Raw genomic sequence first — 22,706 nt, forward strand, 5'->3', positions numbered from 1 at the left:
GCATCCTGCGGGCACTGTCCGGAAACCACGATACGGCCAGCTGGCCCTTTGCCGCGCGCGGTCGCGGCGAAGGAGATCGGACGCACGAAAGAGCGCTCAGGCCGCGGCTTTCGTTGCCGGGTCAGACCTCGTCGGCTCCGAGCGCCTTCAGCGCGGCGCGCGCGACGTCGAAGTCCTGCTCGCCCGTGCCGGACCCCACGCCGATCGCTCCCGCGATGACGCCGTCGAAGCGGATGGGAAGCCCGCCCGGCAGGTGGGTCACCCCGCCCTGTGAGGCGATGCCGGCGGCGAGGCCGAATTCGGCCGTCATGGCGCCGGTCGCGCCGTTGATGGAGGCGGCGGTCCGCGCCTTTGCGCGCGCGGTGTGCATGCTGAGGTATTTCGCGCCGTCCATCCGGATGCTCGCGATGGTCTCGCCGCTGGTATCGACGATGAAGATGCATTGCGGGACCTGGATCGCCTTCGCCCGTTCCACGGCGGCGGACAGTGCGTCCAGCGCCGCGTCGGCGGTCAGCGAAATGGTGTTCCGGAATCTGGGCATGGGAGGGCTCCTCTTGACTATCGCCACTTTAGGCAACAGGCCTCTCGCCGCGTATCGGTCAAACCGGCAAAAGACCTGATCGATGCCGGAACAAGTTCGCGGCCCGCCTCCACGCCCACGCAACGGGGATCGGCGTCAAGCCGGACGTCCGCCTGCCGGGACCAGTGTGACCGGGCCTTTTTGGGGTCGGAACAAGTTCTGTTCAAAATCCTGCGCTAAGGTCGAACGGACCGTGAACTCTCGTCGCGAACCCGCATAATGGTCTGCCGGCTCGTCGCAAATTTTCTCGCGATCGCCGAAACGCTCATGCCCGTCGCGAGATTGTTGCGGACACCCTGCTTCTGTTCATTGCTGAGCGTGAAGGGCCGGCCGAGGGTCTTGCCTTCCGACTTGGCGCGCTTGAGACCGGATTGCGTCCGCTCGATCAGCAAATCCCGCTCGAATTGGGCGACGGCATTGAGCACATTCATGGTCATGATGCCGGCCGAGCTGGTGAGGTCGGCGCCGCCGAGCGCTAGGCAATAAACGCGCAAGCCATTTTGGCCAGCGTTCTGACGGTGGAGCTGACGTCGATTGCATCACGCTCGAGGCGATCGAGCTTTGTCACTATCAGAATGTCGCCGGCCTCCAGCTTGTCCATAAGTCGGGAAAAGCCGCGGCGCTGCGCGATGGCCGTGCTGCCGGAAACCGTCTCGGTGACGATCCGGCGCGGTTCGACCTGGAAGCCGGCGGCTTCGATTTCCTGAATCTGGTTCTCGGTCGTCTGGCCGGTCGTGGAGACGCGGACATAGGCGAAGGTGCGCGGCATGAGGGCAATTTTGCCCGAATAGGCTATCCAAAATAGCGCCTCTGTTCATAAATATGTCAAGATAATTTGTGGACAGGGAGTTTCGCCCCTGTACGCAATCGTCCGTTTCCGGACAGAGGTTTGGCCACCAGCGCATATTGTAAGGAGTAAGAACGGTGGCCCGGCGGACGCTTCTCAAGCCTCATGATCGACAAGAGCTTTTCGGTATTCCAACTGACGAAGACAGTCTGATCCGTTATTATTCCCTGTCCCCGGCAGATCGACTCGAAATCGAGGTTCGCCGTCGCGAGCATAACCGGCTCGGATTTGCGTTGCAGCTCTGCCTGATGCGTTATCCTGGCCGCGCGCTTATTGCCAACGAAGCCCTTCCCATGCCGATGCTCAGCCATGTTGCGGAGCAAGTCGGAGCCGACCGGGCGTCATTCGAATTGTATGCTCGCCGCGAAGAAACACGCATGAACCACGTCGCGCGCCTGTTGGGCTATCTTGAAATGAGAAGCCCGACAGGCGAGGATCGACGCGCGGCGCTCCTAGCAGCTATCGAAACAGCTTCAACGACCGACAAAGGAGCGGTGATCGCAAACGCAATCATCGTCACGTATCGGGAGCGCCGGGTTCTGCTGCCGGTGGCGACCATGATCGAGCGCATGGGGTTGGCAGCGCGCGCAATCGCCGCCGCCGTGCCGAGGCCGCGCTGATCTCGGATCTCGATCTGGACAAGCTCAAAGCCCTCGATGCCCTGTTGGCTGTTGATCCAGCAATCGGGCAGACGCGCTTCCATTGGCTTCGTTCCGCTCCCAATGACCATGTTCATCAAACTGATGAGCCGGCTGTTCTCCCAAGGCGAACAACCGGAAAAAGCAGCGTCACATGAACGCCCGTATGGAAACGTCCAAGGCGCTGCGGCTGTTCCTCGATACGATCGTTGCCTTGCAGGCCGCCAATGATGCCGATGAAGATGCGATCGAGACGGTAAACCGGCAAATTGGCTGGCATCGGCTGCTGCAGATCAAGCCCGGTCTCGAGGCGATGGTGGAGAGCGCCAACGCTTCGCCGTTGGTGCTGGCGGCCGAGCAACATGGAAACATCCGCAAGTTCGCCGGCGCGTTCCTTCAGGCATTCACGTTCCGCTCGCGCCGCCGGCACGATCCGCTGCTTGCGGCGGTCGCGACCCTGAAAATGCTTTATGTGGAGGGACGCCGTGTTCTGCCGGATCGCGTGCCGGTCGGCCATCTAGGTGCGAACGAAAGGAAACTGGTCTTCGAGGATGGCAAGCCGGATCGGCGGCTTTATGAAATCGCCACCTTCGCTCATTTACGGGACCGGCTGCATTCGCGCGATGTGTGGGTCGAGGGCAGCCGGTCATTCCGACCGATAGACGAAGATCTCATGCCGAAGCCGACCTTTGTCGCCCTGAAGGGCAAAGATCAGCTTGGCCTCGGCGTCCAGACCGACTGCGGTGCCTGGCTCGCGGACATCCGGGAGATGATGGACGTCAACCTCAAACGGCTGGCCTGGCGCGCCCGTTTCGGCAAGCTCGATGGCGTCAGGATGGAAAACGGCACGTTGATCGTGACGCCGCATACCAGCGATGTTCCCGCCGCGGCGGAAGCCATCAATGCCGAAATCACGGAGATGTATCCTCTGGTCGAGGTGCCCGATCTCCTGCGGGAAGTGCATGAATGGACTGGGTTTGCCGACCAGTTCACCCATGTCCGGACGGGAGATGCGCCTCAGAACATCGCCGCCATGCTGGCCGGCGTGCTTGCCGATGGCACGAATCTTGGCCCGAAACGCATGGCGGGGGCGTCGAAGGGGATCAGCGCCCACCAGATCGGCTGGATGCGCAGCTTCCATGCCCGCTCCGAAACCTATCGGGCCGCGCAGGCCTGCGTTACTGATGCCCATTCCCGTCATCCGCATTCGCAAATCTGGGGTGCCGGCACGACGGCCTCATCCGATGGGCAGTTCTTCCGCGCCAGCGACCGCGCCGCCAGGCGCAGCAACATCAACCTGCACTATGGCAGCGAGCCGGGCTCGAAGTTCTACAGCGGGCTTTCCGACCAATACGGCTATTACAGCATCCTGCCGATCAGCCCGACCGAAAGCGAGGCCGTCTATGTGCTCGACGGCCTGTTCGACCACGACACGATTCTGGAGATCGAGGAGCTGTTCACCGATACCGGCGGCGCCAGCGATCATGTCTTTGCGCTGTTCTGCCTGATCGGCAAGCGCTTCGCGCCCCGGCTTCGCAATATCAAGGACCGGAAATTCCACACCTTCGAGAAGGCCGATAGCTATCCGGCGCTGGCAAATCATATCGGCATGCCGATCAACACCGCTCTCATCATGGAACATTGGGACGAACTCCTGCGTCTTGCCGCCCCGATCACGGCGCGCACCGTCGCGCCGTCGGCGATCCTCAAGAAGTTCTCCGCGTCGTCGAAATCCAGCGATCTGGCCAAAGCCTTGCGCGAACTCGGCCGCATCGAGCGCACCCTGTTCATGATCGAGTGGTATTCCAGCCCAGCTCTACGCCGGCGTTGTCAAGCCGGGCTCAACAAGGGTGAGGCCGCTCACAAGCTCAAACACGCCGTCTTTTTCCACGCGGCGAGATCCGTGATCGCTCCTTCGACAGTCAGGCCTTCCGAGCTTCAGGTCTCAACCTGGTGGTCAGCGCCATCGTCCATTGGAACACCGTCTACCTCAGCCGGGCAACGGCTCATCTGCGCCAGCAAGGCCGAATTATTCCCGATGGGTTGCTAAAACACGTCTCGCCCCTCAGTTGGGAGCACATAATCTCACCGGCATCTATTCCTGGGACACCGAGCAGCAGATGTCCGAGGGCTTCAGGCCCTTGCGGCTTCCTGGAAAAATCCTCGGCGCCGCGTGATGTTCAGGGTTCGTTCGAGCTTAGCGCAGGATTTTGAACACATCTTGTTCCGACCCCCATATGCTTAAAATTCCTCGTTTGTCAAAAGGCCTCGGTCCTGCCAGTTTCGAGGCAACGACATCATCGAAAAGCTTTGAAACGGAGTGGCGCGGCCAGGAACCCGGGTTAGCGCGTCCCTTCAGGGTTAGGAATTTTTGTCCATGGCCCGATCAATAACGAATGTCCCAACTCGAGGAGCCCTTATGACCGAGCTACGTGCCCCCAGCGCTCGCGCCTGGCGTTTTGCGCTGATCCAAGGCCCCCAACATGTCCGCGCTGAGCAAACGCAATCCTGAGCTGTTCGGCTTAATCCGGTCGCTCGACGATCTTAACCGCACCGTGGACGAATTCGCGGCAAAAATTGGTGTGCGCGTGCGACACTTCACCTCGAACATCGAAGGGGAGATACTGGATTACGTTCACAAGACTGCCAACGAAGTCGATGCTTTTCTCATCAACCCGGCAGGCTTGACTCAGTTCGGCATGGCCACCCGCGACGCCCTCATGGAGCCTGGCCGCCCCTATCTCGAAGTCCACTTCGCCAACCTTGCCCGCTGGTTTCATAGCACCGGCACCTACGACGACTCGTCGATCTTCAGCTTCGGCGCAACGGGCGTTATGGAAGGATTGCGCCATCACGGTTACCTGGGCGGGTTGCTCGCGCTCACTCTCGCGCTCGACGACACGGCGTTTCTGGGAGCCGGCGCACCGCCGGTACCACCGGGTGATGCCTGACCCCATGTCCTGCGGGATGAGGCACGGCAGGATGCGGCAGGCGTTTCGATACGCCCGCGGCTCCATCAGCGTCGTACTCTGTCGTAAACTCTCATCTATGTCCTGCTGTCGACCCTTTCAACGCATATGGTGATAGATCAGCGGCCCGATCGCCAGTCCATAGATGACCGCGCTCAGCATGATGCCGATTTCGCTCACGAGAATCGGATCGCCCGCTTGTACAGGAAGCCGCGCGCCGCTGGAACCGCGCCCGAGCCTATCCCTCGATCAGGGCGTTGAACGCGTCGATCGCGGTCTTCGCATAGGCGTCGGCGGCGAAGGGCCGGGCCTCGTAGCGGCCCTCCAGGAAGGCCAGCATGCCCCCGGCGAGCCCGGCGGCCGAATTCTCGACCAGCATCCCCTCGCCGTTCTCCAGAACGCTGCGGCAGCCGACGACGTCGGTCGAGATCACCGGCTTTGCGAGCACCAGCGCCTCCAAGAGGACGATGCCCTGCCCTTCGTGGTTGGAGCTCAGGACGAAGCAGTCCATCCGCGCGAAGACGGGCATGGGATTGTGCATCATGCCGGCGAGCAGGACCGCGTCCTGCAGGCCGAGCTCGCCGATCTGCCGCTGCAGCGCCTCGCGCATCGGCCCGTCGCCGACGATGACCAGCCGCGCCTGCGGCCAGGCGCGATGGACGTCGGCGAAGGCGAAGATCAGCTTCCTGTGATCCTTCTCGAGCGAAAGCCGTCCGACCGTGGCGAAAAGCGTTCGTCCCTCCGCCCATTCGGCGATGTCCTCGCGCAGCGGTTCCCCGGCCCGCTCCCGCAGCGAGGCGGGCAGGATGACGTTTCCGACGATCCGGAACCTGTCGGGCGGCAGGCCGTAGGCCTGCGAGAGATTGGCCCTGTTCAGCGCATAGACGCTGGGTGACGGCGAGACCAGCTTGGCATAGTCGCGATAGAACTCGAAAACGCCGGCCAGGGCGGGAACGCGGGTCTTGCTTTCGCTGACCATGTCGTTGTGGAGATAGATGATTCTGTCGGCCGGCGCCGGCGCCGCCGCGAACATCGCCGCCCAGAAGCGGGTGAACCCCTCGAAGTTCACCACCGCCTTCCAGCGCGCCGAGCCGAAGGTGCGCTCGAATTCCCCGCGCATCGCGGCCGTCAGCACGGCGCGCATCTCCTCCGACGGAATGACGCCCATCGCGTGAAAGCTCTCGTAGGCCCAGCGCTGTTCGTGGGTGAAGAGCGCAAGCCCCACCCGGCCGAGAACGTGCAGCGCGTCTGGAAGCTCCGCGAGCTTGGCCCTGTTGTCGGGTTTCGGCGCGACGATGTTCGTGTCGATCGCGACGGATATGTCGTATTTCTCTGTCGGCAGTGAGCGCAGGAGATCGATGCAGGACGACGTGATGCCGTTGGGCGCGAAATGCCCGCCGAAGAACAGGAGCCGTTCCCTGTCGCTCCGGTAGCGCGTCACCAGGCGGCTTTCCTCGCCGCGGAAGAAGAAATCGGTCGCGCGCCTTGCCGAAAGGTCCTCCCGCGGATCGCCGGTTTCCGCCAGCTTGCCGGCGAAGGCCGATGCGACGTCGTTGCCGTGCATCAGCAGGTCGGACGCCTGCGCGTCGGGGCTTGCGACATGGGTGGCATGGAGGATGTTGCGCGCCATGTTGCGGTGACCCATGAAGCCGGGATCGGCCGCCGGCCCCTTTTCCCTCGCCGCCGCCGTGCTTCCGTCCCAGGCCAGCAGGTAGGATTGCTCCGGCCGCCGGGAGAAATAGGCCGGAAGGGGCGCGTTGCTGACGAGGTACCGCGCCTCGGCCAGATAGCGCAGATACCTGTCGCTTCCCTTCGCGACGAGGATCACGTCGGGCCGGCCGGCATGGGCAGGGGGAGGCGGCGCGTTCTTCGCGAGGCTCCACACATGCAGGAAGCCGGAGAAGCCCGGATGGTCCAGCAGATGCCCGAAGATCGCCAGGGGTTGGCCGCCCGCCGCTTCCCCGAGATCGCTCTCGTAGAGGATGACCTTCTCGCGGATCGCCAGGCGCTGGCGGTATTCGGCATAGTTCGCCACTGCCTTCTGGGTGGCGCTCGTCTCGAAGGGCCGCGTGTCGAATCCCACGGCGCTCCAGCGTATCCGCATCCCGCGGAAGGCTTCGCAGGCTTCGCCGAGGCGGCCCGTGCGGGCAAGCGCTTCGCCGAGCGTGCGGTAGATCGCCGGGGCGTGGGGGTTCGAGCGGTCGGCGGCGGCGCGGCAGGCATCGATGGCCAGCTCCGGCCTGCCGCCGTCGAGGGCGGCGCGGGCGAGATCGAGGAATTCCGTGGCGGTGCCGGACCCCGGCAGGATGTCGGGCAGCGGGACCGGCGGCCTTTCCGGCCTGCTTGCGTCGTCGCGCGAGGCACGATAGGCCTCGGCGGCCTCCTCCAGCCGCCCGCCTGCTCCAGGACATAGGCGAGGCGGAAGAGCCAGTAGGATTTCGTGCCGCCGTCCAGCGCGATCGCCGTCCGGTAGGCGGCGGCCGCATCGTCCCAGCGGTGCTGGCGCTCGCGGACGAAGCCGAGCCGGTAGTGCCACGGCGCCATGTCGTGCTGCAGGGCGATTGCGCGGCCGTAGCTCTGCTCGGCGAGCGGCCATCGGTAGCAGCGGTCATGGGCGAAGCCCAGCCGGTAATGCAGCTCGGCATCGTCGTCGCGGCCGGCGAGCGTTGTCGCCAGGGCCGGGGCGGCGAGATGCCAGAGCTGCTCGCGGGCGTGATAGGCGCCGATGCCGAACCGCTGCGCCTTGAGGGATCGGTCGAGGGCGACGGTGCGCGCATAGGCCGCCCCGGCGGCCGTGCCTTCGCCGGACCGCTCCAGCGCCAGGCCGAGGCGATAGTGCCACTCGGCGTCGTCCGGCCTCAGCGCGATCGCCGACCGGTAGGCCTCGACGGCCGCGCCGAGACGTCCGAGCTTGTCGAGGGCCCTGGCGCGCCGGAACTGCCAGCCGGCATGGCCGTCCTCCAGGGCACAGGCGCGCTCCAGCGCCTCCGCCCCTTCCCGGTTCCGTTTCAGCCGATAGAGCGCCTCGGCCAGGAGATTGTGATAGTCGGCCGCATCCGCGGCAAGGTCGACGGCGGTCGCAAGCGCCTCGGCCGCCGATGCGTGGTCGCCGAACTCAAGCAGGCACCGGCCGCGCTCGCCGTGGAGCACCGCATCCTGCGGGCGAAGCCGGCATGCCTCGTCGAGCAGGGGCAGCGCCTCGCCGAACGCCTTCCGCCTGATCAGCAAGAAAGCGAGGTTCGCCAGGATGCCGGCATCCTGACGGCGCAAGCCGAGCGCTCGCCTGTATGCAGCTTCGGCTTTCGCCTTCGCCCCCTTGCGCTCGTAGAGCCTGCCCGCGGCGTTGAAAAAGTGGCCGGCGATCCCCTTCATGCCCGATTGGCCTCGCATTGTCCCAACGGGCCTGGAACCCGCCCGCCACATGTCTTACCTGTCTTGTCCGTCATATCCGTGACGGACGCGCCGGAGCGTCAGCGTCCTGCCCAAACGCCGCGCGTATCGATGACGACGCCCTGCGGCTTCGGCATCGACTTGAAGCCGGAATGATCGACCAGCATGACATGGATGTCGGCGCCGGCACATTCCTCGGCGCTGGCGAGGCGGGCGTTTTCCAGGGTTTTCGGCAGGGCCGCGATATTCGGCTCGACCACCGCGATGGGCCGGGGAAGCATCCTCGCCAGTTCCGAGGCGATGGACAGCGCCGGGCTTTCCCGCAGGTCGTCGATATCCGGCTTGAAGGCGAGGCCGTAGACGGCGACTGTGAGGTCGCCGGCCGTGCGCCCGGGCTGGTCGAGCAGCGTGGCGGCGACTGCATTGCGGACCTTGTCCAGCACCCATTCCGGCTTGGCGTCGTTCACCTCGCGCGCGATGCGGATCAGACGGGCCGTGTCGGGCGCGCTCGAGACGATGAACCAGGGGTCGACCGCGATGCAGTGTCCGCCGACGCCGGGGCCGGGCTGGAGGATGTTCACGCGTGGGTGGCGGTTCGCCAGGCGGATCAGCTCCCACACGTCGATGCCGAGTCCGTCGCAGACCAGCGAGAGCTCGTTGGCGAAGGCGATGTTGACGTCGCGGAAGCTGTTTTCCGTCAGCTTGGCCAACTCGGCGGTGCGGGCATCGGTGAAGATGCAGCTTCCTGTCACGAAGAGCTTGTAGAGCTGTGCTGCGGTTTCCGAGCATTTCTGCGTCAGCCCGCCGATCAGGCGGTCGTTGGTGATGAGCTCCTGCATGACGCGGCCCGGCAGGACGCGCTCGGGGCAATGGGCGATGCGGATGTCGGAATCGGCGCCATGCGTGGCGGGGAACGTCAGGTCGGGGCGGGCCTCGGCGAGGATCTCGGCCATCCTCTCGGTCGCGCCGACCGGCGAGGTCGATTCCAGCACGACGAGGTTGCCGCGCGCCAGCACCGGCGCGATGGTCCGCGCGGCCGCCTCGACATAGCTGAGATCCGGCTGGCGGCCGGGGCCACGGAACGGGGTCGGGACCGCGATCAGGAAGCTGTCCGCGGGCTCGGGCACGGTCGTCGCGCGCAGCCAGCCCTCGGAGACGACGGAATGGACGGCGATGTCGAGATCCGGCTCGACGATGTGGATCTTGCCGGCATTGATCGCCTTGACCACGTCGGGGTTGACGTCGACGCCCACGACCTTGATGCGGCGCGAGGCAAACATCGCTGCCGTCGGCAGGCCGATATAGCCGAGGCCGACGACGGAAATGGTCTGGTTCTGGGACATTTTTCTACTCTAGCGGCTGGATGATGTGGCGGAGGACGTGCGGCGCGCATGCCAGGCACGGATGAAGTCGACGATCCGTGCGGCCGCGTGGCCGTCTCCATAGGGATTGCGCGCGGCCGTGGCCGATGCGTCCGGCATTTCCACGTCCAGCATGTGCGCGACGCGGGCGACAATGAGCTCCGTGTCCGTTCCGACGAGCTGGACGGTGCCGGCCTCGACGGCCTCCGGCCGTTCGGTCGTGTCGCGCATGACGAGCACGGGCTTTCCAAGCGAGGGGGCTTCCTCCTGCACACCGCCGGAATCGGTCAGGATGATGTCGGCGCGATTCATCAGGTACACGAAGGCGAGGTATTCCTGCGGCTCGATCAGCTTCACGCCGGGAAGGTGGCCGAGCAGGCGCTGGACCGGTTCCTTCACGTTGGGATTGAGATGCACCGGATAGACGATCTCCAGGTCCGGCCTTTCGGCAAGTTTCGCCAGCGCCGCGCAGATCCGCTCGAAGCCGAGGCCGAAGCTCTCGCGGCGGTGGCCGGTCACGAGCAGCAGCCGCTTGCCGGCGTCACGCGGAAACTGTTGTGCGAAGCGGTCGGCGAGCGACCGGTCCTCGTCGAACCGCCTCACCACCGATTTCAGGGCGTCGATCACCGTGTTGCCCGTGACGAGGATCGTGTCGGCGGCGACGTTCTCGGCGAGGAGGTTTTCCCTGGCACGCGCCGTCGGGGCGAAATGAAGGTCCGCGATCGTGCCTACCACCTTCCGGTTGGCCTCCTCCGGCCAGGGCGAGCGGATGTCGCCGGTCCGCAGGCCCGCCTCGACGTGCCCGACCGGGATCTGTGCGTAGTAGGCTGCAAGCGAGCATGCGAACGTGGTCGTGGTGTCACCGTGGACGAGGACGATATCGGGCTGGAACTCGGCCAGGACCGGCTTCATCGCGACGATCGCTGCGGCGGTGAGGCCGAACAGGTCCTGGCCCGGCCGCATCAGGTCGAGATCGAAGTCGGGCGTGATGCCGAAGAGCGCGAGCGCCTGATCGAGCATGTGCCGATGCTGCGCCGTGACGCAGACCTTCGCGACGACGCCGGGAGCCTCCTGCAACGCAAGCACCACCGGCGCCATCTTGATCGCCTCGGGGCGGGTTCCGAAAACGGACAGTACTTTCATATTGGATGCCTTATTCCACCTTGATACCGATTGGGAGATTGGCCGAGCAAATTCGCGGCGGACAATAGAGTTTTCAACCTCGGGCAGCAAGGCTGCGGTAAACGGACCTCAGCGCATCGTGATCTGACGGATCGTAGCCTCGTAGAGCGCCGGTACGTAATGGAAGGGGGAGATGCCCCATTTGTGTTCGGTATCCGCGACCAGGGTCACCGGCTCGTATGTGAGGAAGCGAACATCCGGCCGGGTTTCAAGGATGTGATCGTATTGCTTCCTCAGATAACCATTCTCTACCTCGAAGGGAGCCTTCGGTAGCACATTCCCACTGCTGTCGCGGGAGGCATACCAGACCTGGTTGACGACGAGCTTGCCGATATTGCCCGTGTCGGACATGACGTCGAGCAGCTTGGCCCAGCCCTGCTTCCAGAGCTCCCATTTCTGGTTCGAATACGAGGGAATGACGCGCTCGCGGTCCCAGTCGCCCTCGACCTTCCGCAAGCCGGATGCATACTCGTTCGAAAGCGTATGGATGCTGCCGTCCTTGTCGAGAAGCAGGTTGAACCGATCGTCGATAAAATCCATGAGGAGCAGATCGAACGCGTTGCCACGGATCATATCCCAGAGTGCTTTCTCCATATCGGCGCGCACGATCCGGCGCTGGAACGGACTGCCGATCTGCTCGATGATGTCTTCCCGAACGGACGGCAGCGTCACCTGCGATCCAAGGCTCGATCTGGCGAGGTAGTTGTCAAGCTGCACGATGCCTGTGCCGTACACGGCATCGGCGCTGACGCAACTTCCAAAGATAGACACTTTCAGCATGACATCCTCCGGTCGGTGCAGCAGTCACACCAGGTCGGCAGACTCAACCTTGACCACATGTATGTTCGGTGCATTTTGTGCATGGCGAGCGAACACTACGACGGATAGTCTGGCTGGATTCTCGATCTCGGTGAGGAATGTTGTGTTTGCCTGAGAGGAGTACCAATTCACAGCGACCCGGGCACCGTCTTCCATCATGTAATACGCGTAGGATAGACCTTCAGGCGATCTGTCGACATCTACCGTAACGTGCACTCGTCCATCCTTGAAAATAGCGCGGGCACGCAAGTCATAGTCGGGATCCGGCTCCAGCTTAATTGTACTTTCCAGGATGCCCTGTAGCGCGTTGGGGACAAAATCTAGTGGATCCCTTTGTCCGGAATCCTGAGTGAGTAAAGCCACCATTGCCTTGACGAGGGCATTTGGCGGCACCGCGTGCCCGCTGCCCCAATTTCCGGTTCTGACGATTATTCTACGGTCGTGAGAAATCTTGGTCAGATGATCATAATCATGCCAGAGGCCGCAGCGGGCCAGAAAAGGCTCCATATGCTTCCCGACATGATGGTCGCTATCGTTTTGCAGGTAAACCAGACAGGACGGAGCCTTATAACTCGCAGAACAAACATCCTGATCGACACCGGCTGCAACGAGAATATCTCGAAGAGAGTCGTTCTGCTTGGCATTGGAAATAGCTACATCTATATATTTTTGTACAATATCCGCGTTATATTCGGCGATCTGGGTTTGCGGATTCCAGACTAGCCCCCTTGCCGGCATCGCCATGTAGCGCATCGTGCTAATGGTAGCGAAGCCGCCGCCAGACCCCCCGATCAGAACCGGAATGCGGCCAGTGACATTTGAGACGTAGTCGATTACACGCGCAACATTGCGCGGATGATCGAAGCCGCCTTCTCCCCCCGCGTACCACGCGAGGGTGACGGCGCGGCTGGCGCTGACAACGGGATCGGCAAACGCCAGAAGCGGCATTTTCAAGCTACGTGACAAGTTGATGCCAGAGAATAGCGGCGCCGCAATCGCCGAGCGGTTTGTCATCGCGCCGGAAAATCCAACCAAGAAGAAATCGGCCTCAGGTAGGCTCCCTGGCCCTGCATTCTCCAGTTTGAACTCTACTTTTCCCAGACCGTCGCCAATACGAATGATTCCACTGGAAGGAAGCTTGTCAGCAAGAAAAGCCTCGATTGTCGTATAATCAAAAACGTCAGTTTTCCAGATGCTTACATCATAGGAGGGAATTTCGGCTGTAGAGATGGGGTCAGCCATTTCATTTTACCTGTACATAGGGCGCCATTCGGGCATGCTCCGTTATCGGTCGTCGCCGGCCGGTGAGACGGGTGAAAACAGCGCCAGTTCCGCCGCGATCACCTTGTTCTTGGCGCTCTGCCGCCGCACACGCTCCGCCGCCGCTCGCGATTTCTGCAGGAAGGTTTCGGGGTTCTTCCACAAATCCTCGATAGCCTGGGCAAGGCCTTTGGCGTCCTCGGGCTCAGCCATGTAGCCGCAGCTTTCATCGACGAACTCCGGAATGGCCGCGACACGGGTGGTGACGGGAACGAGGCCGGAACTCATCGCTTCGTCGCGAGAAACGCCTTGTGCGTCCATACGGGTTGGACTGAGGAAAACACCGTAGTCGCGATGCAAAGCCGCAATTTCAGGCTGGCTCAGAAAACGCCGCTCACATTTAACATTAGCAATCCCTGCTAGAGGAGCTGTGATCTCTTCAAACTGAACGCCGTCTCCAATGATGTGAAAATCGAGGTCCTTGAAAAACTCTTGTTTCCTCAGTGCCAGGATCGCGGCGACTGAGAGGTCATTGGCATATTTTGCCGATGCGAAGGGCCGGATCGACAGAATCTTTCCTCGCTGTTCGAGCGGCTTTTCATGCCAAGCAAACAATTGACCATCGATCGGATTGTGAATAACTTCATACTGCTCGGCAGGGCACTCAACTGCGAGATCTTCGAATACCTCGTCAGCAAAATATTGCGATACGAAGACGAAGTGCACATTCTTGGATAGGGGGGCAAAAATGCTGCGCCAGAAATCAAGGCGTTTGTCACTCGCCTTCTTCGCCTTGGCGAGCTCTTCCTCGGTAGTATAGTTAAACTGACGTCGCCACCAAGGCTGTACTTCAGCTCCGTGAACCCAAACGGTCACCTGAATCCGGTCTATGTGGCGAGCCAGAACCTTCCACATATGCTCATCGAGGAAATGAACCAGTACATGGTCGTATCGACCGTTGGCCAGCATCGCATCAAGCTGTTCGGCCGAGCCGGTCATGCAGGTGATGTTCTGAAATTCGTGCCACGTTGGCTCCTGCCCCTGACGCAGCCGATAGACATCCGGCGTTGTCCCTCCCAATTCCCGATAGGCTCGCACCCTACTATGGACAAAACCATTGCGGTAGAGATCCTGATAGGAGGGATAGTGGTTGGTCAACAAGAGGACCTTGGATTGCGAAATGACGTCCAGAGGCGCAGTATGGCGCTTGCCGAGAACGAGACCACGAATACTGCACGTTCCCGGCCCATGGAGTCTTACTCCAAAGCGCACGAATTCAGTACCTTCCGGTGGCTCCAGTCGGTGGTTCTGATTGGCCAATACTATTTGATTGCCGAGCTTTTCCATCGCCTTGTCATAGAAGACCGCGACGAACCTCACCTTCAGGCCTGGACTTATCCAGCCATGTAGCCTTAGTCCATCTTTCCTCGTCAGTCGCGAAAGTGGGCGGCTTTCCTTCTCATAGAGATAGATGTGCTTGTTGTCCGCGAGCTGGCTCGTCACGATCCAGTCCTTACCTTCGATGCGCGATTTGATTTTATTAGCGCCGGGCTGGATACGGGCGAACAGGTCGCTACCCGAAATGAACGGATCCGTCACATTCATGTCGATCGCCGGCGCCATCGCTGACGCGCGCTCCAGAAGCTCCGAGACCGGTAGCCCAGCGGCGAAGCCCGGCAGGTCATCCACGATGGCCTCGATCTCGCTGTCTTGCAGCGGGTGGGCGGCTCCCTCCTGGCAATAGTTGAACGGATCGAGCGCCAGCATGTCGTCGGCGTCGATTTCTGCGTCGGGTAGCGTGCGCAGCCAGGTATCGAGGCGATCGTTGAGGACGGCATCCCAGCGCAGTGCCGCGCGACGGGTGGCAAGGGTCCTCACCGGCCTGTAGGTCGGGCCGTCGATATATTCGACGCCGTTGGCTCCGACACGGTGATGGGCTGCCTTGCCGAGGACCGGTGCTTTGCTGAACCGGGTGGCAAGGATCAGATCCTGCAGATAGTTCGCGCCATAATGATCGGTCGGCGCGAATCCTGCGACCCACTCTCCCGGACCGATCAGGTCGTGGAGCCACATCTTTCCGGCTTCAGCCATGGCAATGCGACGAATGCCCGCCGGCAAGGCAACTCCGGACAGAGTCAGCCCGTCCGCGGTGACCAGAATCATCCGGGCGCCGGTCAGGGTCTGCCGGGAAAATTGTGCGATGAACCGCTCGCATTCTTCCCGCGTGGTTGCCATCGCAAGAACCGTGACCGGCGGCAGCGCACTGCTGTCGGGAAAATCCAGCCCGGCCTGGCGTACCACATAGGCCAGCCGGTGGCTGTAGGTATGCTCCGACATGGCCTTGCGCAGCCCGGCCAGTCGAATCCGCCCCGTCCAGCCGGCGTCATCCTGCTTGCGGATACGGCGCAGAGCCTCCTCTCCGCTGTCGGTCGACACCACCAGGTCGCCGAACATAAGACGCAGGCCCACCGAATAGTTGCTGACTACCCGTGTGTTGCTGGCGAGAAGCTCATAAATGCGTCGTGCAAACATACTCTGTGAATTCTTCACAGAGTTCATATTAATTCCAAATGAGTAACCCTTATACGCCTTGTCGATCTCTTTGGGGGAAAGAGTCCCGATGATATACTTCCGATACTTTTCCGGGAACATATAGTCTGGACGATCCTGGCCGAAATTTCGGTCGAATATCTCGAACGACCGATGGTCGCTCAAGCGGGCGAGAAAATCGTCGAGATCGCGAATCCGATCAGGGTATCGAACATAATAGGCGCCCGCAAAGCAGAACGCATCGATGCGCTCGCCGATTTCGATCGGATTGTGAAGCTCGGGCTGGCAGGCGAAGGGTAAAAGGTAGACCCGATCATGACCGAGCTTTGCTTTGTAGTGCGGAATGCAATCGATGTCGGTGGTGAAGACCAGATCGAATTTCTGAGCGGTCGTTATAAAATTCTCGAAATGAACCGGGTCTTCCTTGTTCCAGAAGACGGTCGGAACCCCTTTGGCGCGGCACCATTCCAGGATTCCCTGAACTTCCCGGCTGAGCTGGCCGACTTTCGGGCCCCATTCGCCCCACAGCCCGCGCCAGGCGGACTCGATCAACAGAAGTTGCGGCCGGAAGATCGAAAGCTCGGCTTCCCAGTTGCCGACGGAAAGCTGCTGCAGGTCGCACTCAGGTCCGTAGCCGGTGGCGGTAAACTCGTCCATGATCGCGGCGACACGCAGTCTGCTGCGTACGGCTTGTTCGCAGCGCGCACGAAGCTCCAGGCCGGTATGACCGGCGCGTGCCAGCGCCAGAAGCCGCGCCTCGCGCGAGGAGAGGTTCAGTTCGCTGGCGATCGGCTCCAGGACATCGAGCCCGCCCTTTCCATCGCCTGCCTCTATGAGCGCAAGCCCCAGGAGCCGGGCCGTCTCGGGCGTGGGATTCAATTCCTGTACGGCCCGGAGCAAAGCGACAGCCTGCTGCTGGTTTTCGATCATGAGGCAACGGGCCAGCCCTGCCCAGATCTTGGCAATCTCCGAAGCCGGCAGCGGCAGGGCCAACGCCCAGGCACCGACAAACTCGGGCGCTATCGTCGATCCCGCTGGTACGGATTCCTCTTGCGACGAATCCGAAGAGCTTTCGATCGCCTGCCCCGTAAATTGGTAGTGCAATAGTCTTTTAAGATTACGAACCTCGCCTTCGAGAGCCGTGGTCTTCTCACGTAGCTTTGCAAATGCCGCGTCTGCAGCGTCGGCCCGGCTGGTTTCAGTGGAAACCCTCTCACGATAGGCGTTCAATCGCGCACTGCTCTCTCGATACTTCAGATTGGCCGCATCGAGGGTTGATTTCATTCTCATAAAATCTGCCGCTCGGCGATAAGATTCCGCGACTTCCCGAATCTTCAATTGCTGGAAGTGCCGGAGATATTGTTCGGGAGGGACAGCCTCGGCCGGCAGGAACAGATGTGTGGGCGTTGCATTGAATGTGCCCCAGAACAAATAGTTCCGTGCCGACAGAAAGGCCATGGCATTGTGAAAATCGTCCTCGGCCATACATTCGATGTAGAAAGCGGGCCGATCTCGCGCGATCAGCCTGTCGGCACCGCGCAGGACTGACATTTCCATGCCCTCCACATCGATCTTGATTGCCTTCACGGGTTGTTCAAACTTGCTTCTGTCCAACGTGGTGATCGCCAGATCACCCTGGCCCGGTATCAGTTTCTGCCCACCGAGATTTTCCTCGATCTTCTTTTCGAACTGGCCTTTTCCGACCACTTCGCCGACCCCTTTTGCATGAACACGAATTTGCTTGCCGAGCCCGTTCAGCTTGGCGCTCTGGACGATCGCGTCCGCAAGGTGGGTGTTCGGCTCGTAGGCTACGACATGGCAGCCACAGACGGCAGCCAGATAGAGACTGTGATTACCGACATTCGCGCCGACATCGAGAACGAGATCTCCGGGCTCCAGTCGGCCTGCCATATCGCGCAGCATATCGAGCTCATATGCGACGCCGGATTGGTAAACCTTCTTCTGGATGTAGTCCGTCGCGTGGTCGGGCAGAAATATCTGATAGGACTTCTCACGGTCGGATAAAATGGCAATATTATCCTTCAAATCATCTCGCCGCCGCGCCATTCACCGGTTCTCCAATTCTACAGCCGCCATTTGATAGTCGATACCAATACGCATTGCAATTGTCCCGTCCGGTCAAAAAAGCTGTTACTGTACAATCCGATAGCGGAGCGATCGCGGACAGTCCGAGGGGAGCGGCGGGGTTGCCGCCGGCAGATCGAAGCCGCCGTTCGGACCCGATTCGATCATGCTTCCCGCCACTATCACCCCAGCTCCCTGCGCTACCGAAAGGAGCCGCGCAACACCCTTTAGGCAAGGGACGACTTTGAAAAAGTAATTCACGAAATGCGGGAAAAAGCGTATCAGACTGGCCACCGTCCTGCGAGAGATGCCGGCGGTCCAAAATTGCAGGGAGCATGACATGACGCCAAAAGAGGCCGCTCAAGCCGCAACGTCCGGAACGGAGCGGGCAACCGTCGTCACCGGAGAAACCGAGGCGTTGCGCGCCCAGGTGAGTACCCTGCGCGCCCGCTACGGAAGAATCGAGATTGCCCTCAACAAAAGCCTGGCACGCGTTGAAGCTCTGGAGCCCTTGCGGCAACGGCTCGAATCCCAGGTTGCCGAACTGGAGCGCGAAAACAAGGGACTGCGCAAGAAATTGCAGAGCCTCGGAAACGAGAAGGAAAAGCTCGGCAAGTCCTTGGAGACGGCGGAGCGGGAGAGCAAGGATGCCAAAAGCACCCTCACCCGTCTGCGTTCCTCGGTTTCCTGGCGCATCACGGCCCCTCTGCGCCGCCTAGGCCGCTCTAAGAGCTCCAAGAAAAAGTGAACTGCCCGGTTTGCGGCCTGTGATTTGGCCTGTTCGGCGACTCCCCGCCGGCAGAATGAAATCGTGACCCGCGGCAGCTCACCCGGCAGCCTCCTCCTCCGCCTCAGGCCCGTCCGCCGCGGCCAGCTCCTGCCGGCTGAGCAGGCCTGCGTCCTCCAGCGCCTCGATGTCCGGCAGGTCGCGTAGCGTTGCGAGGCCGAAGGCGGAGAGGAAGTGCTTCGTCGTGACGTAGGTATAGGACGCGCCCGGCGTCGGGCTGCGGGGGCCGGAGGCGATGAAGCCCGCGACGCGCAGGCTGCCGATCGTGTCGCGGCTGATCTCCCTGCCGAGGATCCTTTCCAGGTCGCCGCGCGTCATCGGCTGGAAATAGCCGATCGCCATCAGCGCCGTCGCTTCCAGGCCGGAAAGGTCTGCCGTCGGCGCGCGGGCCGGCGCGGTGCTCGCGCGGATCGCCGCCGCGTAGCGGGGCGCGTGCGGTACTGCCAGCCGCCGGCGACGGCGACGGCGACGATCTCGTAGGGCCGTTCGCGCAGCTCCTCGTTGAGGTCGTCGATCAGGAGGTCGATGCTGCAATCCGTCCCCACCACGCGCGCCAGCGTCTCGCGGTCGACCGGCGCCGCCGCGGCGAAGATCACCGCCTCCGCGCGGCGCATCCATTCCCGCCAGCGCGCGGATGCCGGCAGGTCCGCGAGTTCCCGGTCGAAGGCAGGCCCGTCCCCCGCCCGGCTTGCCGCGGCCGCCACGGTCACAGCCCGTAGATGCGGAAGCTTCCGCGGCCGGAGAGCTCGCGCACCGCGCCGAGCGTTTCGAGGCGCTCGAACAGCCGGCCGCTCGCCCAGCGCGAGAGGGCCGCGCCGGGGGCGGAGGCCGCCACGGCGTCCTCGTCGAGCAGCCTGCGGATGACGGGTGCCGCCCCCTTGGTCCGCACCTTCGGCGCGACGGCGACGAGCCGCCCGGCGCGCCGGGCGATCTCACCGGCCAGGCGCAGCGCGCTTGCCGCACCGTCCGCGAGCGCGAGGCAGACGGCGCGGGAAAAGGCGTCTTCGCCCGGCCATCAGCAGCGGCACGGGATGCGGCCACCCCGAGCTTCGCCGCGACGAGCCGGTCGGCAAGCCCCCAGGCGAGCACCTCGGCACCCTGCCGTTCGCCGAAGAGCGCCGAGACGAGATCGGCTGCGGCGAAGGGCACGGCCCGGTGCGATTGCATCGCCGCGTCGAAATGATCGGCGGTCCGCGCCAGCTTCTCGTCCCAGGCGAGCGAGAGCAGTCCGGCAAGCTCCATCAGCAGGGGCGCGGTGACGGCGTCGCGCCCGCGTCCGAGCCGGCCGAAGGCGAGGAGCACGTTGCCGGCCGGTCCTGCCTCGCCGCCCACCGGCCGCAGCAGCACGGCGTCGCGCAGCTCTCCCTCGCCGGCGCCCCGGCCGAACGGCCCGGCCGCCGCGACCGCGCATTTCAGCGCCTGGCACCCGCGCCAGCAGCCGGCCCTTGAAGATGTCGGCGTCGACCGCCGCGTGGTGGACCTTGCCGGAGGCGAGCGCCGCGTCGAGCGCCTCGACGTCGACGAGCTCGCCGCGGTCGTAGTTGAGGAGCACGGCCCCGTCCTTCAACGCGGAAAGCACGCCTGCGCCGACGATCCCGGCATTGGCGAAGGCGTCCGTCGCCGGGTCCTGCCGCTGCTCCTGCAGAACGAGGCGACGACCCGCCTGGAGATCGGCGAGAAGACCGGCCTGTCGGCGCAGACGATCTCCGTCATCGTCCGGTCGCTGGAGCAGGAGGGCCTCGTCGTGCTCGGCGAGGCGCAGAAGGGCCGCGTCGGCCCGCCGACGACGCCGCTGATGCTTAACTCCGAGGGCGCCTATTCGGTCGGCGTCAGCGTCGGCTATCGCAACACCCATGTCGTCGTCGTCGATTTCATCGGCCGGATACAGCATCATCGCGTCATGCCGCACGTCAACGCCGACCGGTTCGATGCGCCGGAGGCCCTGGCGCGCGAGATCCACGAGGCCGGCGCGGGGCTTTCGGAAAGCCGGCGGGGCCGCATCGCCGGCGTCGGTCTGGCGCTGCCTACCCCGCCGATCCGCTCCGGCCCCGATCACGACGTGCTGCATCGCTACCTGGAGGTCGAGCTCGGCCTTCCCGTCTTCGTGCAGAACGACATCACGGCGGCGGCGGGCGGCGAGAGCCTGTTCGGCGCGGCGCGGCAGCTGCAGGATTTCCTGTTCTTCTATCTCGGCGCCCGTCTGCACGGCCGCCTCCTGCTCAATCACCAGATCTAGAACGGCAATTCGCCGCTGAGCTACGATGTCGGCGTGCTCGCGCTGGAGCGCGCCCTGCCGGCGGGCGACGCCAGGGCGGAAGGGCTCTGGGGGCAGGACCCGTCCTGGCTGCCGATGGGTCCGGCGCTCGACGCCTGGCAGCAGGCCTGCGCCGAATGCCTCGTCCGGCTGACGCAGTCCGTGCTGCAGTTCATCGAGCTGAAGACCGTCGTGCTCTCGTCCTTCGTCCCCGCCGATGTCTGCGCGGCGCTGTGCGCGCTGATCCGGCAGGAAGTACCCTCGGTCGAGGCGGTCGTCGGCCGCACCTCCGTGGCCCCGAAGGCGATCGGGGCGGCCAGCCTGCCGTTCAGCTCCCGCTTCATGGTGCATTAGCCGGCTCGGAACGGCGAGCGGTTTCCCGTCATCTTCCCCGAAAAACCGCACGGCTTGTCTTCCGTGCAAAACATCCGATAATCTTGCCTTATCGGACATAGCTCTCTCTACTCTATAAAGAGCGTTTTCGAGCCGTTGGCGGGTCCGTTCCGGCCCTATCGCCCGCGGGCGCCATCCGGCGGCCGCTCCGTCGAATTGCGCCGTCGCCGCGAAATTTCTTCGAGTTCCTTGCGCAAGCCCAAGGTAGCCGTCCCGATCCGCCGTCAATATGCGAAACCCCTAAAGCACCGGAGGCCGCCGGCGGGGGCGTCGCCGGCGCGATCGCCGGGGCGGATATCGGCGGCGCGGAGGAGGCGACGGCAGTGAAGACCCCGGACGATGCGACATCGTCCTCGCAGGGCGAGGACAGGCGACGGAGCGCGGGCGTGGCCGCGGCGGCGGAGAGCGAGGTGCCGTTCGGGGTGGACGAGCTGTTCTTCTCCCGCACGGAGGCGCGCGGGCGGATTCTTGCCGGCAATTCCGTCTTCCAGCGGGTGAGCCGCTATTCCTGGGCCGAGATGACGGGCCAGCCGCACAACATCATCCGCCATCCCGACATGCCGCGGGCGGTGTTCTTCGTGCTGTGGGAGCGCATCCGCGCCGGCCACCCGGTCGGCGCCTATGTCAAGAACCGGGCGAAGGACGGCGGCTACTACTGGGTGTTCGCCGTGGTGACGCCGGTGGAGGACGGATACCTGTCCGTCAGGCTGAAGCCCGGCAGCGCGCTTTTCGCCGCCGCCTCCGGGCTCTACGCGGCCGTGCGCCGGCACGAAGGCGCAAGCGCGGCAAAGCCGGCCGAGAGCGCGGGCGTGCTGATGGACGGCCTCGCCGCCGCCGGGTTCCGCGACTATGCGGCCTTCATGGCGGCGGCGCTGAGCCGCGAGATGGGCGCGCGCGAGGCGGCGCTCGGGCGCAGCCCCTGGCCCGCGCTCGGCCTGTTCGACGAGCTGGTGGCGGCGGCCGACATATTGCTGACGACGACGGGGCGCATGCTCGGCATGATCTCGACCTTCAGCTTCACGCCCGGCAACCTGCGCATACAGGCCTCGCGGCTCGGCGACGAGGGCCGGGCGATCGCCGAGATCTCCTCGAACTACGCCCGGATCTCCGACGCCATCGTCAGGAACCTCGAAGACCTCGGCGCTTCGGCGAAGGAGGTCTTCTCGGTCGTCAACGAGGGCCTGTTCCTGACATGCGTCGCGAAGCTCCAGGCGGAGATGGCGAGCCTCTTCGACCGCGAGATCTCCGACGGCGACCGGGCGCTGAAGGACGAGGCGCAGCGCCTCGTCCGCCAGACCGAGGAGTACAAGGCGCATGCGGCGCGCAAGTTCGAGCTCATCAAGCAGCGGATCGGGCATTTCTTCGAGCTCACCGCCGACATGAAGCGCCTCCTCTCCGGCCTCGTCGCGGTGCGGGTGATGGGCAAGGTCGAGAGCGTCAACATGAGCAGCGGCATCTTCTTCGATCTCATCGCCGACCTGGAGAGGGGGCACGCGGGCCTCGCCTCGGGCCTGGAGGAGATCGGCAGGCTCAACGACCGGATCAGCGAGAACGTCCGGCAGCTCGACACGGTGGCGTGAGCGGCCGCATC

The 22,706-nt window shown here is 63.4% G+C and carries 11 protein-coding genes and 8 pseudogenes; 5 read left to right on the forward strand and 14 right to left on the reverse strand.

Annotation, left to right across the window (positions count from 1 at the left end; translation table 11 throughout):
• Window positions 1-121 precede the first annotated feature (121 nt).
• The 3 genes and pseudogenes from NNZ72_RS04980 to NNZ72_RS25495 form a co-directional block, all read right to left on the reverse strand.
• A complete protein-coding gene (locus NNZ72_RS04980) occupies window positions 122-541 on the reverse strand; it encodes a GlcG/HbpS family heme-binding protein (RefSeq protein ID WP_257313522.1) in 420 nt (139 codons plus the stop codon).
• A gap of 215 nt (window positions 542-756) precedes the next feature.
• Window positions 757-1,005, reverse strand: coding sequence for a helix-turn-helix domain-containing protein (locus tag NNZ72_RS25490; RefSeq protein WP_371747720.1), 249 nt, complete (start codon window positions 1,003-1,005; stop codon window positions 757-759).
• Window positions 979-1,349, reverse strand: a pseudogene (locus tag NNZ72_RS25495) (recombinase family protein); the annotation flags it as partial. The gene NNZ72_RS25490 and the pseudogene NNZ72_RS25495, both read right to left, overlap by 27 nt.
• Before the next feature lie 155 nt (window positions 1,350-1,504).
• Here NNZ72_RS25495 and NNZ72_RS04990 point away from each other — a divergent pair.
• Window positions 1,505-4,242 (forward strand): annotated as a pseudogene (locus NNZ72_RS04990) (Tn3 family transposase).
• A 306-nt stretch (window positions 4,243-4,548) separates the two neighbouring features.
• Window positions 4,549-5,016 (forward strand): type II 3-dehydroquinate dehydratase, encoded by a 468-nt coding sequence (locus NNZ72_RS04995; RefSeq protein ID WP_257313524.1) that lies wholly within the window; start codon window positions 4,549-4,551, stop codon window positions 5,014-5,016.
• Between the two features lie 256 nt (window positions 5,017-5,272).
• Here the strand turns inward: NNZ72_RS04995 and NNZ72_RS05000 are convergent, their stop codons facing one another.
• The 7 genes and pseudogenes from NNZ72_RS05000 to NNZ72_RS05030 form a co-directional block, all read right to left on the reverse strand.
• Window positions 5,273-7,117, reverse strand: coding sequence for a glycosyltransferase (locus tag NNZ72_RS05000; RefSeq protein ID WP_257313528.1), 1,845 nt, complete (start codon window positions 7,115-7,117; stop codon window positions 5,273-5,275).
• A gap of 683 nt (window positions 7,118-7,800) precedes the next feature.
• Window positions 7,801-8,457: pseudogene (locus NNZ72_RS25500) on the reverse strand (tetratricopeptide repeat protein); the annotation flags it as partial.
• A gap of 47 nt (window positions 8,458-8,504) precedes the next feature.
• The gene (wecC, locus tag NNZ72_RS05010) at window positions 8,505-9,767 is read right to left on the reverse strand and encodes a UDP-N-acetyl-D-mannosamine dehydrogenase (RefSeq protein ID WP_257313532.1); all 1,263 of its coding nucleotides are present in this window, start codon (window positions 9,765-9,767) and stop codon (window positions 8,505-8,507) included.
• 9 nt (window positions 9,768-9,776) lie between these two features.
• On the reverse strand, window positions 9,777-10,928 hold the full coding sequence (gene wecB, locus NNZ72_RS05015) for a non-hydrolyzing UDP-N-acetylglucosamine 2-epimerase (protein ID WP_257313534.1): 1,152 nt from the start codon (window positions 10,926-10,928) through the stop codon (window positions 9,777-9,779).
• A 108-nt stretch (window positions 10,929-11,036) separates the two neighbouring features.
• Window positions 11,037-11,747: a DUF6270 domain-containing protein gene (locus NNZ72_RS05020; RefSeq protein WP_257313536.1), complete on the reverse strand. Its 711-nt coding sequence runs from the start codon at window positions 11,745-11,747 to the stop codon at window positions 11,037-11,039.
• Between the two features lie 24 nt (window positions 11,748-11,771).
• Entirely contained in the window at window positions 11,772-13,028 is a 1,257-nt protein-coding gene (locus NNZ72_RS05025) for a hypothetical protein (protein WP_257313539.1), read from the reverse strand.
• A gap of 42 nt (window positions 13,029-13,070) precedes the next feature.
• Window positions 13,071-17,663, reverse strand: coding sequence for an FkbM family methyltransferase (locus NNZ72_RS05030; protein ID WP_257313542.1), 4,593 nt, complete (start codon window positions 17,661-17,663; stop codon window positions 13,071-13,073).
• Window positions 17,664-18,021: 358 nt separating this feature from the next.
• On the opposite strand from NNZ72_RS05030, the gene NNZ72_RS05035 reads away from it, so the two are divergent.
• Window positions 18,022-18,429 (forward strand): coiled-coil domain-containing protein, encoded by a 408-nt coding sequence (locus NNZ72_RS05035; RefSeq protein WP_257313545.1) that lies wholly within the window; start codon window positions 18,022-18,024, stop codon window positions 18,427-18,429.
• Between the two features lie 78 nt (window positions 18,430-18,507).
• Here the strand turns inward: NNZ72_RS05035 and scpB are convergent.
• The 4 pseudogenes from scpB to NNZ72_RS25505 all read right to left on the reverse strand — a co-directional run.
• A pseudogene (gene scpB, locus NNZ72_RS05040) lies at window positions 18,508-19,082 on the reverse strand (SMC-Scp complex subunit ScpB).
• A gap of 92 nt (window positions 19,083-19,174) precedes the next feature.
• Window positions 19,175-19,420, reverse strand: a pseudogene (locus tag NNZ72_RS05045) (DUF1403 family protein); the annotation flags it as partial.
• 149 nt (window positions 19,421-19,569) lie between these two features.
• Window positions 19,570-19,884, reverse strand: a pseudogene (locus NNZ72_RS05050) (DUF1403 family protein); the annotation flags it as partial.
• A 103-nt stretch (window positions 19,885-19,987) separates the two neighbouring features.
• Window positions 19,988-20,047, reverse strand: a pseudogene (locus NNZ72_RS25505) (hypothetical protein); the annotation flags it as partial.
• A gap of 39 nt (window positions 20,048-20,086) precedes the next feature.
• Here NNZ72_RS25505 and NNZ72_RS25510 point away from each other — a divergent pair.
• A pseudogene (locus tag NNZ72_RS25510) lies at window positions 20,087-21,076 on the forward strand (ROK family transcriptional regulator); the annotation flags it as partial.
• Between the two features lie 362 nt (window positions 21,077-21,438).
• The gene (locus NNZ72_RS05070) at window positions 21,439-22,695 is read left to right on the forward strand and encodes a PAS domain-containing protein (protein ID WP_257313550.1); all 1,257 of its coding nucleotides are present in this window, start codon (window positions 21,439-21,441) and stop codon (window positions 22,693-22,695) included.
• Window positions 22,696-22,706 lie beyond the last annotated feature (11 nt).

The sequence above is a fragment of the Shinella pollutisoli genome (genome assembly GCF_024609765.1).
GTDB lineage: Bacteria > Pseudomonadota > Alphaproteobacteria > Rhizobiales > Rhizobiaceae > Shinella > Shinella pollutisoli.